General features: G+C 39.0%; 1 protein-coding gene. It reads right to left on the reverse strand.

The window, feature by feature from the left end:
• Positions 1–189: 189 nt before the first annotated feature.
• Positions 190–472 (reverse strand): hypothetical protein (locus RV00_RS16590; protein ID WP_211272401.1); only part of this gene is annotated, 283 nt, incomplete at its 5' end.

Here is a 472-nt window from a genome sequence, read left to right on the forward strand (position 1 = left end):
TCCAGCCATAAACTCAACCGGTCGCCAAACGTTCATTTTCACATCGAAAAACTGCAACATCAAATCCCGATTCGGATCTGGCTCAATTTCCGTGTGTGGGAATTTCGTTTCAAAATCCTCTGCTACTTCTACTGCTTTGCACCCAAAAGGATACAAAATTTCATAAATTGTTTTCATTGTTCTCCTCCTCTATTTTTTTGTATACGCAATAATTCGTTTGATTCTGTATATTTGGTTTGGTGCAACGCTATTCTCATTTACACCGGAGATTGTAATCTTTCCCATCTCATTAGCAAACGTCACAAATTTATAGTTCTCATTAGTTAGTTGTAGTCTGTAACTATAACCAAGAATAATATCGTCTGGCGAGAGCACAGTTTGACTCCAGCTGTAATTTAACAATGTGCCAGCCGCGTCATCTACACGTGACCAAATTAGGACTATTTTATCGATTTTCCCAGCAGCACCTAGC

This window comes from Enterococcus devriesei, assembly GCF_001885905.1.
Lineage (GTDB): Bacteria > Bacillota > Bacilli > Lactobacillales > Enterococcaceae > Enterococcus_A > Enterococcus_A devriesei.